This window comes from Streptomyces sp. NPDC057654 (genome assembly GCF_042800135.1).
Taxonomy (GTDB): domain Bacteria; phylum Actinomycetota; class Actinomycetes; order Streptomycetales; family Streptomycetaceae; genus Streptomyces.
On record NZ_JBHVHQ010000012.1, the window covers coordinates 19352 to 32284 of the forward strand.

Annotated in this window: 10 protein-coding genes; all 10 read left to right on the top strand. The window is 70.7% G+C overall.

Annotation, left to right across the window (positions count from 1 at the left end; all coding sequences use genetic code 11):
• Position 1 precedes the first annotated feature (1 nt).
• Positions 2-832 (top strand): NADH-quinone oxidoreductase subunit NuoE, encoded by an 831-nt coding sequence (nuoE, locus tag ACFU99_RS02350; RefSeq protein ID WP_384384591.1) that lies wholly within the window; start codon positions 2-4, stop codon positions 830-832.
• Positions 832-2193, top strand: coding sequence for an NADH-quinone oxidoreductase subunit NuoF (nuoF, locus tag ACFU99_RS02355; protein WP_384384564.1), 1362 nt, complete (start codon positions 832-834; stop codon positions 2191-2193). Before nuoE ends, nuoF begins: the two co-directional genes overlap by 1 nt.
• On the top strand, positions 2190-4694 hold the full coding sequence (locus ACFU99_RS02360) for an NADH-quinone oxidoreductase subunit G (RefSeq protein WP_384384567.1): 2505 nt from the start codon (positions 2190-2192) through the stop codon (positions 4692-4694). The genes nuoF and ACFU99_RS02360 overlap by 4 nt, the downstream gene beginning before the upstream one ends.
• The gene (gene nuoH / locus ACFU99_RS02365; RefSeq protein ID WP_384384570.1) at positions 4691-6061 is read left to right on the top strand and encodes an NADH-quinone oxidoreductase subunit NuoH; all 1371 of its coding nucleotides are present in this window, start codon (positions 4691-4693) and stop codon (positions 6059-6061) included. The genes ACFU99_RS02360 and nuoH overlap by 4 nt, the downstream gene beginning before the upstream one ends.
• On the top strand, positions 6054-6668 hold the full coding sequence (nuoI, locus tag ACFU99_RS02370; protein WP_384384573.1) for an NADH-quinone oxidoreductase subunit NuoI: 615 nt from the start codon (positions 6054-6056) through the stop codon (positions 6666-6668). The genes nuoH and nuoI overlap by 8 nt, the downstream gene beginning before the upstream one ends.
• Positions 6665-7483: an NADH-quinone oxidoreductase subunit J gene (locus tag ACFU99_RS02375; RefSeq protein WP_384384576.1), complete on the top strand. Its 819-nt coding sequence runs from the start codon at positions 6665-6667 to the stop codon at positions 7481-7483. The genes nuoI and ACFU99_RS02375 overlap by 4 nt, the downstream gene beginning before the upstream one ends.
• Positions 7480-7779 carry an NADH-quinone oxidoreductase subunit NuoK gene (gene nuoK, locus ACFU99_RS02380; RefSeq protein WP_030883239.1) on the top strand — a complete coding sequence of 100 codons (300 nt, stop codon included), beginning with the start codon at positions 7480-7482 and terminating at the stop codon, positions 7777-7779. The genes ACFU99_RS02375 and nuoK overlap by 4 nt, the downstream gene beginning before the upstream one ends.
• A gap of 12 nt (positions 7780-7791) precedes the next feature.
• Positions 7792-9687 carry an NADH-quinone oxidoreductase subunit L gene (gene nuoL / locus ACFU99_RS02385; protein WP_384384579.1) on the top strand — a complete coding sequence of 632 codons (1896 nt, stop codon included), beginning with the start codon at positions 7792-7794 and terminating at the stop codon, positions 9685-9687.
• A 3-nt stretch (positions 9688-9690) separates the two neighbouring features.
• Positions 9691-11364 (top strand): NADH-quinone oxidoreductase subunit M, encoded by a 1674-nt coding sequence (locus tag ACFU99_RS02390; protein ID WP_384384582.1) that lies wholly within the window; start codon positions 9691-9693, stop codon positions 11362-11364.
• Positions 11361-12933 (top strand): NADH-quinone oxidoreductase subunit NuoN (gene nuoN / locus ACFU99_RS02395; protein WP_384384585.1); only part of this gene is annotated, 1573 nt, incomplete at its 3' end. The genes ACFU99_RS02390 and nuoN, both read left to right, overlap by 4 nt.

Sequence of the window (12933 nt, forward strand, 5' to 3'; positions counted from 1 at the left end):
GATGCCCCGGCTCCCCGCGCCCGACTACCCCGCCGACGTACGGGAGCGGCTCGACGCGGACGCACGGGAGGTGATCTCCCGCTACCCCGACTCGCGCTCCGCGCTGCTGCCGCTGCTCCACCTCGTGCAGTCCGAGGAGGGCCACGTCACCCGCACCGGCGTCCGGTTCTGCGCCGAACAGCTCGGCCTGACCACCGCCGAGGTCACCGCCGTGGCCACCTTCTACACCATGTACCGGCGCAAACCCTCCGGCGACTACCAGGTCGGGGTCTGCACCAACACGCTGTGCGCGGTCATGGGCGGCGACGCGATCTTCGACGCGCTCAAGGAGCACCTCGGCGTCGGCAACGACGAGACGACGCCCGACGGCAAGGTCACCCTGGAGCACATCGAGTGCAACGCGGCCTGCGACTTCGCGCCCGTCGTGATGGTGAACTGGGAGTTCTTCGACAACCAGACCGTCGAGAGCGCCACCGCCCTCGTCGACGACCTGCGGGCCGGCCGCGCCGCGGAGCCGACGCGCGGCGCGCCCCTGTGCACATATAAGGAGACGGCCCGCATCCTCGCCGGGTTCCCCGACGAGCGCCCCGGCGCCGTCGAGGCCACCGGCGGCGCCGGGCCGGCCTCCCTCGCCGGGCTGCGGCTGGCCAAGGGCGAAGGCGCGCCCGGCCGGGTCGTGGCCCCGCGCGCCGCCGCCCGGCCGGCGGCCGGCGGCCGTCCCACCACCGACGAGGCGCCCGCGAACCACCAAAGTTCCCATGACGCGCCGCAGCAGACCTCGGCCTCCGACCCCAGCAACCCGGCCGGACCGGTCGCCGAGGAGGGGGAGTGATGACCTTGGCAGCAGAGATCGACGAGACCAGCCCGGAGAAGGTGCTGGCGCCCGTGCTGTCCGCCTTCTGGGACCAGCCCGGCTCCTGGACGCTGGATACCTACCACCGGCACGAGGGGTACGAGGGCGCGCGCAAGGCCCTCGCGATGGCCCCCGACGACGTCATCGCGTACGTCAAGGACTCGGGGCTGCGCGGCCGCGGCGGCGCGGGCTTCCCCACCGGCATGAAGTGGCAGTTCATCCCGCAGGGCGACGGCAAGCCGCACTACCTCGTCGTCAACGCCGACGAGTCCGAGCCCGGCACCTGCAAGGACATCCCCCTCCTCTTCGCCAATCCGCACGCGCTCATCGAGGGCATGCTGATCGCCTGTCACGCGATCCGCTCCAGCCACGCCTTCATCTATCTGCGCGGCGAGGCTGTCCCCGTGCTGCGCCGGCTGCACGAGGCCGTGCGCGAGGCGTACGCGGCGGGCTACCTCGGCACGGACATCCTCGGCAGCGGGCTCGACCTCGACATCACCGTGCACGCGGGCGCCGGCGCGTACATCTGCGGGGAGGAGACCGCGCTGCTCGACTCGCTCGAAGGACGCCGCGGCCAGCCCCGGCTGCGACCGCCCTTCCCGGCCGTCGCGGGCCTGTACGCGTGCCCCACTGTGGTGAACAACGTCGAGTCCATCGCCTCGGTTCCCGCGATCCTGAACAAGGGCAAGGAATGGTTCCGCTCGATGGGCAGCGAGAAGTCCCCGGGCTTCACGCTGTACTCGCTGAGCGGCCATGTCGCGGGCCCCGGCCAGTACGAGGCCCCGCTCGGCGTCACGCTGCGCCAGCTTCTCGACATGAGCGGCGGCATGCGCCCCGGTCACCGGCTCAAGTTCTGGACGCCGGGCGGCTCCTCCACGCCGATGTTCACCGACGAGCACCTCGACGTGCCGCTCGACTACGAGGGCGTGGGCGCCGCCGGCTCGATGCTCGGCACGAAGGCGCTCCAGTGCTTCGACGAGACGACCTGTGTGGTGCGGGCCGTCACCCGCTGGACCGAGTTCTACGCGCACGAGTCCTGCGGCAAGTGCACCCCCTGCCGCGAAGGCACGTACTGGCTCGTCCAGTTGCTCCGTGACATCGAGGCCGGCAAGGGCCGGATGGCCGACCTGGAGAAGCTGAACGACATCGCCGACAACATCAACGGCAAGTCGTTCTGCGCGCTCGGGGACGGCGCGGCGGCCCCGATCTTCTCCTCGCTCAAGTACTTCCGCGCGGAGTACGAGCAGCACATCACCGGGCGGGGCTGCCCCTTCGACCCGGCCAAGTCGACCGTATGGGCCGACGGCCCGAAGAACGCTCACCTGGGGGTGAACGCGTGACCGTCACAACTACCGGCCCCGGCGGCGGTGGAGCGGCGGCGGTGCCGCCGGACGACCTCGTCTCGCTGACCATCGACGGCATCGAGATCTCCGTGCCCAAGGGCACGCTGGTCATCCGGGCCGCCGAGCTGCTCGGCATCGAGATCCCGCGGTTCTGCGACCACCCGCTCCTCGACCCGGCCGGCGCCTGTCGGCAGTGCATCGTCGAGGTCGAGGGCCAGCGCAAGCCGATGGCGTCCTGCACCATCACCTGCACCGACGGCATGGTGGTCAAGTCGCAGCTCACCTCGCCCGTCGCCGAGAAGGCCCAGCGCGGCGTGATGGAGCTGCTGCTCATCAACCACCCGCTGGACTGCCCGGTCTGCGACAAGGGCGGCGAGTGCCCGTTGCAGAACCAGGCGATGCAGGTCGGCGACCCCGACTCGCGCTTCGAGGGGCAGAAGCGGACGTACGCGAAGCCCGTGCCGATCTCCGCGCAGGTGCTGCTGGACCGCGAGCGGTGTGTGCTGTGCGCGCGCTGCACCCGCTTCTCGAACCAGATCGCGGGCGACCCGATGATCGAGCTGATCGAGCGCGGCGCGCTCCAGCAGGTCGGCACGGGCGAGGGCGACCCCTTCGAGTCGTACTTCTCCGGCAACACCATCCAGATCTGCCCGGTGGGCGCGCTGACCTCGGCGGCGTACCGATTCCGCTCCCGCCCCTTCGACCTGGTCTCCTCGCCGACGGTGTGCGAGCACTGCGCGGGCGGCTGCGCGACGCGCACCGACCACCGGCGCGGCAAGGTCATGCGGCGGCTCGCGGCGGACGACCCCGAGGTCAACGAGGAGTGGATGTGCGACAAGGGGCGGTTCGGCTTCCGCTACGCGCAGCGGCCGGACCGGCTCACCACTCCGCTCGTACGGGACGCCGACAGCGGTGAGCTGGTGGCGGCGAGCTGGCCCGAGGCGCTGGAGGCCGCGGCCCGCGGACTCGCGGCGGCCCGCGGCCGTACGGGCGTGCTGACCGGCGGGCGGCTCACCGTCGAGGACGCGTACGCCTACGCCAAGTTCGCGCGCGTCGCCCTGGACACCAACGACATCGATTTCCGGGCCCGCGTGCACAGCGCCGAGGAGGCCGACTTCCTCGCGGCGCGCGTCGCGGGGCGCGGGCGTGATCTGGACGGCAGCGGCATCGACTACGCGGCGCTGGAGAAGGCTCCGGCGGTGCTGCTCGCCGGGTTCGAGGCCGAGGAGGAGGCGCCCGGCGTCTTCCTGCGGCTGCGCAAGGCGCACCGGGGGCGCGGCCAGCGGACGTTCGCTCTCGCCACGCACGCGAGCCGGGGGCTGGTGAAGGCGGGCGGCACGCTGCTGCCGGCCGCGCCCGGCACCGAGACGGAGTGGCTGAACGCGCTGACGTCCGGCACGGAGGTGAGTGGCGGCGGCCGGGAGGCGTACGACGCGCTGCGCGAAGAGGGCTCGGTGATCATCGTCGGCGAGCGGCTGGCCGCGTCGCCGGGCGCGCTCACCGCGGCCGTACGGACCGCCGCCGCGACCGGCGCGCACCTGGTGTGGATTCCGCGCCGGGCCGGGGAGCGGGGCGCCGTCGAGGCGGGGGCCCTGCCGGGGCTGCTGCCCGGCGGGCGGCCGTCCACCGACCCGCGGGCCCGCGAGGAGACCGCCGCCGTATGGGGTGTCGCCCAGCTGCCGCGCAGCCCGGGGCGTGACACGGGGCAGATGATCGAGGCCGCGGCCACCGGTGAGCTGGGCGCGCTGCTCGTCGCCGGGGTCGAGGTGCGGGACCTGCCCGACCCGGCGCGGGCCGAGCGGGCGCTGGCGGAGATCGGGTTCCTGGTGAGCCTGGAGCAGCGGCCCTCGGCGGTGACCGAGCGGGCGGACGTGGTGCTGCCGGTCGCGGCGGCGCCCGAGAAGTCCGGGACGTTCCTCGACTGGGAGGGCCGGGCCCGCCCGTTCGAGGCCGCGCTCAAGCCCGACCAGATGACGCGCCGTCACCTGCTGCCGGACGCACGGGTGCTGCACATGCTGGCCGACGCCATGGACGTGCACTTCGCGCTGCCGGACGTACGGGCCGTACGCGCCGAGCTGGACCGGCTCGGGCCGTGGGACGGGGCGCACGCGGTGGAGCCGCAAGAGGCGGCCCTGCCGCTGCCCCGGCCGGAACCGGGCGAGGCGGTTCTCGCCGGGCACCGGCTGCTGCTCGACCAGGGGCGGCTCCAGGACGGCGACGAGGCGCTGGCCGGCACCCGGCACGCGGCCGTCGCGCTGCTGTCGGCGGCCACCGCCGCGGAGGCGGGGGTCGCGGACGGCGCGGAGCTGGCGGTCTCCGGCCCGGCCGGGTCGGTGCGGCTGCCGCTGCGCGTGACCGAGATGCCGGACCGGGTCGTCTGGCTGCCGCTGAATTCCGTGGGCGGCGGCGTCCACGCCGATCTGGGCGCGGTGCCCGGCCAGTTGGTGAAGGTCGGCGCGCCCGCGCCGGGCGCCCCTGAAGCGGAGGTGACGGCATGAACTCCCTCGCCACGAACTCCCTCGCGGGCTCGCTCGCCGCGGAGAACCTCTCCGTGTTCGGCCGCGACACATGGTGGCTCGTCGTCGTCAAGGCGGTCTTCTGCTTCGCCTTCGTGATGCTCACCGTGCTCTTCTCGATCGTCTGGGAGCGCAAGGTCGTCGCGTGGATGCAGCTGCGCATCGGCCCCAACCGGCACGGCCCCTGGGGGATGCTCCAGTCCCTCGCCGACGGCATCAAGCTGATGCTGAAGGAGGACGTGGTCGTCAAGCGCGCGGACAAGGTGGTGTACATCCTCGCGCCGATCGTCGCGGCCGTACCGGCCTTCATGGCGATCGCGGTGATCCCGTTCGGCCCGTCCGGCAACGAGATCTCGATCTTCGGCCAGCGCACCACGATGCAGCTCACCGACCTGCCGATCGGCGTCCTCTACATCCTCGCCACCGCCTCGGTCGGCATCTACGGCATCGTGCTGGCCGGCTGGTCGTCCGGGTCGACGTATCCGCTGCTGGGCGGGTTGCGCTCGTGCGCGCAGATGATCTCGTACGAGATCGCGATGGGCGTCTCCTTCGCCGCCGTCTTCCTCTACTCGGGGTCGATGTCCACCTCCTCGATCGTCGAGTCGCAACACGACCGGTGGTTCGCGCTGCTGCTGCCGGTCTCCTTCCTCATCTACATCGTGGCGATGGTCGGCGAGACCAACCGCGCGCCGTTCGACCTGCCGGAGTCCGAGGGCGATCTGGTCGGCGGCTTCAACACCGAGTACTCCTCGATCAAGTTCGCGATGTTCATGCTGGCCGAGTACGTCAACATGGTCACGGTCTCGGCGGTCGCGGTCACCCTCTTCCTGGGCGGCTGGCGGGCCCCGTACCCGATCTCGGCGTTCTGGGAGGGCGCGAACCACGGCTGGTGGCCGATGCTCTGGTTCGTCATCAAGCTCCAGCTGCTGCTCTTCTTCTTCATCTGGCTGCGCGGCACGCTGCCGCGGCTGCGCTACGACCAGTTCATGAAGCTGGGCTGGAAGGTGCTCATCCCGGTCTCGATGGTCTGGCTGATGCTGGTCGCGACCGTACGGGCGCTGCGCAACGAGAACTACGGCTTCCAGGACGTCGTGCTCTACGTCGGCGGCGCGGTCCTGGTGATCCTGCTGCTGTCGTTCGTCGTGGACATCTTCCGGGACCGGCGGGGCGGGAAGGACGAGGCCGCCGAGCCGGCCTTCGACCCGATGGCGGGCGGCTTCCCCGTGCCGCCGCTGCCCGGACAGAGCCTGCCGCCCGTGCCCCGGCGACGGCCCCGCCGCGAGCGCGAGCTGATTGTCAGTGGTGGGGTCGATACTGACAGTGACGGAAAGGAGGCTGGTGGTGTCTGAGTTCCAGAACCCCGTGGCCGGCTTCGGCGTGACCTTCAAGGCCATGTTCAAGAAGCGGCTCACCGAGCAGTACCCCGAGCAGAAGAAGCCCACGGCCCCCCGCTTCCACGGCCGTCACCAGCTCAACCGGCACCCGGACGGGCTGGAGAAGTGCATCGGCTGCGAGCTGTGCGCGTGGGCCTGCCCGGCCGACGCCATCTATGTGGAGGGCGCGGAGAACACCGAGGAGGAGCGGTACTCCCCGGGCGAGCGGTACGGCCGCGTCTACCAGATCAACTACCTGCGCTGCATCCTGTGCGGGCTGTGCGTCGAGGCGTGCCCGACGCGGGCGCTGACCATGACCAATGAGTACGAGCTGGCCAACACCAGCCGCACGTCGCTGATCTACACCAAGGAGGAGCTGCTCGCGGGCCTGGAGGAGGGCATGGTCGACTCGCCGCACTCGATCTTCCCGGGCACGGACGAGCAGGACTACTACCGGGGGCTGGTGACGGAGGCCGCGCCCGGCACCGTGCGCCAAGTGGCGCGCTCCAAGGGCGAGTCGCCGGAACCGGACAGCTCTCAGAGCGGCGCGGGCGCGGCGGCCGACGAGGAGGTGCGGGCATGAGCCAGCTCGCCGCCGCCGCGTCCGCGACCTCCACGGGCGAGGCGGTCCAGTTCTGGGTGCTCGGCACGGTCGCCGTGCTCGGCGCGCTGGGGACGATCCTGATGCGCAGGGCCGTCCACAGCGCGCTGTGCCTGGCGGGCACGATGATCATCCTGGCGGTCTTCTACCTCGCCAACGGCGCGTACTTCCTCGGCATCGTCCAGGTCGTCGTCTACACCGGCGCGATCATGATGCTCTTCCTCTTCGTCGTCATGCTGGTCGGCGTCACCGCGGCCGACTCCCTGAAGGAGACGATCAAGGGCCAGCGGTGGCTCGCGGCGGCCTGCGGCCTCGGCTTCGGCATCCTGCTCATCGCGGGCATCGGCAACGCCTCCCTCAAGCACTTCAACGGGCTCGGCAAGGCCAACTCCGGCGGCAACGTCCAGGGGCTCGCGGCCCTGATCTTCACCAAGTACGTCTTCGCCTTCGAGATCACCGGCGCGCTGCTGATCACCGCGGCGGTCGGCGCGATGGTGCTCACGCACCGCGAGCGCACCGAGCGGGCGGCCACTCAGCGCGAGCTGGCCGAGGCGCGGGTGCGCGGCGGCAAGCAGCTCCCGCCGCTGCCCGCCCCCGGCGTCTACGCCCGGCACAACGCGGTGGACATCCCGGGGCTGCTGCCCGACGGCACGCCGTCCGAGCTGACCGTCAACCCGACGCTGCGGGCCCGCGGCCAGATCCGGGACGTCTCGGGCGAGGCGCTCGGCGAGCTGAAGGCGTTGGAGCAGCGTTCGCAGGACTGGCTGGAGCGCACCGAGGAGGAGGCCAAGCAATGAACCCCGTCAACTACCTCTATCTGGCCGCCCTGTTGTTCACCATCGGCGCCGCCGGAGTCCTGATCCGGCGGAACGCGATCGTCGTCTTCATGTGCGTCGAGCTGATGCTCAACGCCTGCAACCTGGCGTTCGTCGCCTTCTCCCGGCTGCACGGCAATCTCGACGGCCAGATCATCGCGTTCTTCACGATGGTGGTGGCCGCCGCCGAGGTCGTGGTGGGCCTCGCCATCATCGTGACGATCTTCCGCTCCCGCCACTCGGCCTCGGTCGACGACGCCAGCCTGCTGAAGCTGTAAGGGGAAGCTGACGTGGAGAACCTCATCGGACTGCTCGTCGCGGCCCCGCTGCTGGGCGCCGTCGTGCTGCTGTGCGGCGGCAAGCGGCTGGACCGCGTCGGGCACTGGCTCGGCACGCTCCTGGCCGCGGCGTCCTTCGTCATCGGCGCGGTGCTCTTCGCCGACATGCTCGGCAAGAGCGGCGAGCACCGCGCCCTGCACGCGCACCTGTTCAGCTGGGTGCCGGTCGGCGGCTTCCGCGCCGACGTGGCCTTCCAGCTCGACCAGCTGTCGATGACCTTCGTCCTGCTGATCACGGGCGTCGGCACGCTGATCCATCTCTATTCCGTCGGCTATATGGAGCACGACGAGCGGCGGCGGCGCTTCTTCGGATATCTGAATCTGTTCCTGGCGGCGATGGTGCTGCTGGTGATCGCCGACAACTACCTGCTGCTGTACGTGGGCTGGGAGGGCGTGGGCCTCGCCTCGTACCTCCTGATCGGGTTCTGGCAGCACAAGCCCAGCGCCGCCACGGCCGCGAAGAAGGCGTTCATCGTCAACCGCGTCGGCGACATGGGGCTGTCGATCGCGATCATGCTGATGTTCACGACGTTCGGGACGTTCGCGTTCGAGCCGGTGCTCGCCACGGCCGGGAGCGCGAGCCAGGGCAAGATGACGGCGGTCGGGCTGATGCTGCTGCTCGCCGCGTGCGGCAAGTCCGCGCAGGTGCCGCTCCAGAGCTGGCTCGGCGACGCGATGGAGGGCCCGACCCCGGTCTCGGCCCTGATCCACGCGGCGACGATGGTGACGGCGGGCGTGTATCTGATCACCCGGTCCGGCGCGATCTTCAACGCGGCGCCGGACGCGCAGACGGCCGTGGTGACGGTCGGTGCGGTGACGCTGCTCTTCGGAGCCATCGTCGGTTGCGCGAAGGATGACATCAAGAAGGCCCTCGCCGGGTCGACGATGTCGCAGATCGGCTACATGATCCTGGCCGCCGGGCTCGGCCCGATCGGCTATGTCTTCGCGATCATGCACCTGGTGACGCACGGCTTCTTCAAGGCCGGGCTCTTCCTCGGGGCCGGTTCGGTCATGCACGGCATGAACGACGAGGTGGACATGAGGAAGTACGGCGGCCTGCGGAAGTACATGCCGGTCACCTTCGTCACCTTCGGGCTCGGCTATCTCGCGATCATCGGCTTCCCCGGGCTGTCCGGCTTCTTCTCCAAGGACAAGATCATCGAGGCGGCGTTCGCCCAGGGCGGGACCGAGGGGTGGATCCTGGGCGGCGCGGCGCTGCTGGGCGCGGCCATCACCGCGTACTACATGACGCGCGTGATGCTGATGACCTTCTTCGGCGAGAAGCGCTGGGTCCCCGACGCGGACGGCAATGAGCCGCACCCGCACGAGTCGCCCAAGACGATGACCATCCCGATGATCATCCTCGCCGTCGGATCGGTCGGCGCCGGCGCGTTCTTCAGCGTCAACAGCACCTTCATGAAGTGGCTGGAGCCGGTCACCGGGCATGCCGAGGGCCACTCGCCCATCAGCGCCACGACGGTCACGATCGCCACGATGGTCGTGCTGGTCGTCGGCGTCGCGATCGCCTGGTCGCAGTACGGGCGCAAGCCCGTGCCCGCTGTGGCGCCGCGCGGTTCGCTGCTGACGCAGGCGGCCCGGCGCGACCTGCTCCAGGACGACTTCAACCACGTCGTGCTGGTCCGGGGCGGCGAGCAGCTGACCCGCGGCCTCGTCCGCATCGACGACTCGGTGGTCGACGGGGCGGTGAACGGCACGGCGGCCTCGGTCGGCGGCCTCTCCGGGCGGCTGCGCAGGTTCCAGAACGGCTACGCCCGCTCGTACGCGGTCTCGATGTTCGGCGGCGCGGCGGTCCTCATCGCCGCGACCCTGCTGATGAGGGCGGTCTGATCGATGTCATTTCCTCTGCTGACAGTCACGGCCGCGGTGCCCGCGCTCGGCGCGGTGGCGACCGCCGCGGTCCCGGCCGCCAAGCGCACGGTCGCCAAGTGGCTCGCCCTGCTCTTCTCGCTCGTGACGCTGGCGCTCGCCGCCGTCCAGCTGGTGCGCTTCGACCCCGGCGCGTCCGGCCCGTTCCAGCTCACCGAATCGCACGCCTGGATCAAGGACTTCGGGGTCCGCTACGAGCTCGGCGTGGACGGCATCGCGGTGGTGCTCATCGCGCTGACCGCTCTGCTGATCCCCTTCGTGATCCTGGCGGGCTGGCATGACGCCGACCCGCTGGAGGAGGAGCGGCCCAACCGGCGCTGGCGGCCCACCCAAGGGTTCTTCGCGCTGATCCTGATGGTCGAGGCGATGGTGGTGATCTCCTTCGAGGCCACCGACGTCTTCCTGTTCTACATCTTCTTCGAAGCCATGCTCATCCCGATGTACTTCCTCATCGGCGGCTTCGGCGACCGGGCCGGGGAGCACGACGAGGAGAAGACGGCCACCCGGCGCTCCAACGCGGCGGTGAAGTTCCTGCTCTACAACCTCGCGGGCGGACTGATCATGCTGGCCGCGGTGATCGGGCTGTATGTGGTCACCGCGCACCAGACGGGCGAGGGCACGTTCTCCCTCCAGGAGATCATCCAGGCGCGGGCGGCCGGGAAGCTGGACATGGCGGCGAGCACGGAACGCCTGCTGTTCCTGGGGTTCTTCTTCGCCTTCGCGGTGAAGGCCCCGCTGTGGCCGCTGCACACCTGGCTGCCGGGCGCGATGGGCGAGTCCACCGCGCCCGTCGCCGTGCTGATCACCGCGGTCGTCGACAAGGTCGGCACGTTCGCGATGCTCCGCTTCTGCATCCAGCTCTTCCCCGAGGCGTCGAAGTGGGCGACCCCGGTGATCATGGTGCTGGCGGTGATCAGCATCCTGTACGGGGCGCTGCTCGCCGTCGCCCAGCGGGACATCAAGCGGCTCGTCGCGTACGCCTCGATCTCGCACTTCGGCTTCATCATCCTGGGCATCTTCGCGATGACCACCCAGGGCCAGAGCGGCGCGACGCTCTACATGGTCAACCACGGCATCTCCACGGCGGCGCTGATGCTGGTGGCCGGGTTCCTGATCTCGCGGCGCGGGTCGCGGCTCATCGCCGACTACGGCGGGGTGCAGAAGGTCGCCCCGGTGCTCGCCGGCACCTTCCTGATCGGCGGGCTCGCCACGCTGTCGCTGCCGGGGCTGGCGCCGTTCGTCAGCGAATTCCTGGTCCTGGTCGGCACGTTCAGCCGCTATCCGGCGCTCGGGATCATCGCGACGGTCGGCATCGTGCTCGCCGCGCTGTACGTCCTGGTGCTCTACCAGCGCACGATGACCGGGCCGGTGAAGGCGGAGGTGCGGGCCATGCCCGACCTCAAGGTCCGCGAACTGGTCGTCGTCGCGCCGCTGATCGCGCTGCTGGTCTTCCTCGGGGTCTATCCGAAGCCGCTCACCGAGATCGTGAACCCGGCGGTGAAGCACACGATGAGCCAGGTGGACAAGACCGATCCCAAGCCCGATGTGCCGGTCCGGGCCGCGACCGACAAGGACGCGCCCCATGAAGACGCGTCCCACGGAGAGGCGTCCCATGAAGAAGCGGAGGCCGCGAAGTGACTGACGTGGCAACTGTCCACAGCCTGTGGACAATGGCGGCCGGTGCGGAGGACAGGATTCCCGCGCCCCATATCGAGTACGGGCAGTTGTCGCCGACGCTGATCGTGCTGGGCGCGGCGGTGCTGGGCGTGCTGGTCGAGGCGTTCCTGCCGCGCCGCAGCCGCTACTACGCCCAACTGATGCTCACCGTAGTGGGGCTGGCGGCGGCCTTCGCCGCCGTCATCGGCCTCGCCGCCGGAGGGTACGGCACCGAGAAGGCGCATATCGCGGCGATGGGCGCCATCGCCGTCGACGGCCCCGCGCTGTTCCTCCAGGGCACGATCCTGCTGGTCTCGCTGGTCGCCGTCTTCACCTTCGCCGAGCGGCGGCTCGACCCGGCGGCGCACGGCAACCGGGTGGACTCCTTCGCGGCGCAGGCCGCGTCCGTGCCGGGCAGCGAGTCCGAGCAGGCCGCCGTGAAGGCCGGGTTCACCACCACCGAGGTCTTCCCGATCGTGCTCTTCGCGGTGGCGGGCATGCTCGTCTTCCCCGCCGCCAACGATCTGCTGACCCTCTTCATCGCGCTGGAGGTCTTCTCCCTCCCGCTGTACGTGCTGTGCGCGCTGGCCCGCAGGCAGCGGCTGCTCTCGCAGGAGTCGGCCGTCAAGTACTTCCTGCTGGGCGCGTTCTCGTCGGCGTTCCTGCTCTTCGGGGTGGCGCTGCTGTACGGGTACGCGGGCACGGTCACGTACTCCGGGATCGCGGACGTCGTCGACGGCACGGTCAAGACGGTGGACCCGGCGCTGGCCGGGACGATGGGCAATGACGCGCTGCTGCTGATCGGCGGCGCGATGGTGCTGATGGGGCTGCTGTTCAAGGTGGGCGCGGTGCCGTTCCACATGTGGACCCCGGACGTGTACCAGGGCGCGCCGACGCCGGTCACCGGGTTCATGGCGGCGGCCACCAAGGTCGCGGGCTTCGGCGCGCTGCTGCGGCTGCTGTACGTGGTGCTGCCGGGGCTGCGCTGGGACTGGCGGCCGGTGATGTGGGGCGTCGCGATCGTCACGATGCTGATCGGCGCGATCGTCGCGGTCACCCAGACCGATGTGAAGCGCCTCCTCGCCTACTCGTCCATCGCGCACGCGGGCTTCATCCTCGCGGGCGTCATCGCGGTCACCCCGGACGGCGTCTCCTCCGTCCTCTTCTATCTGGCCGCGTACTCCTTCGTGACGCTCGGGGCCTTCGCGGTCGTCACCCTGGTGCGGGACGCGGGCGGCGAGGCGACGGCGCTGGCCAAGTGGGCCGGGCTGGGGCGGCGTTCGCCGCTGGTCGCGGCGGTCTTCGCGGTGTTCCTGCTGGCGTTCGCGGGCATCCCGCTGACCAGCGGGTTCGCGGGGAAGTTCGCGGTCTTCAAGGCGGCGGCGGAGGGCGGCGCGGGCGCGCTGGTCGTGATCGGCGTGCTGTCCTCGGCGATCGCGGCGTTCTTCTACATCCGGGTGATCGTGCTGATGTTCTTCAGCGAACCGACGCCGGAGGGCCCGACGGTGGCGGTGCCGAGCGCGCTGACCTCGGCCGCCATCGCGGTCGGGG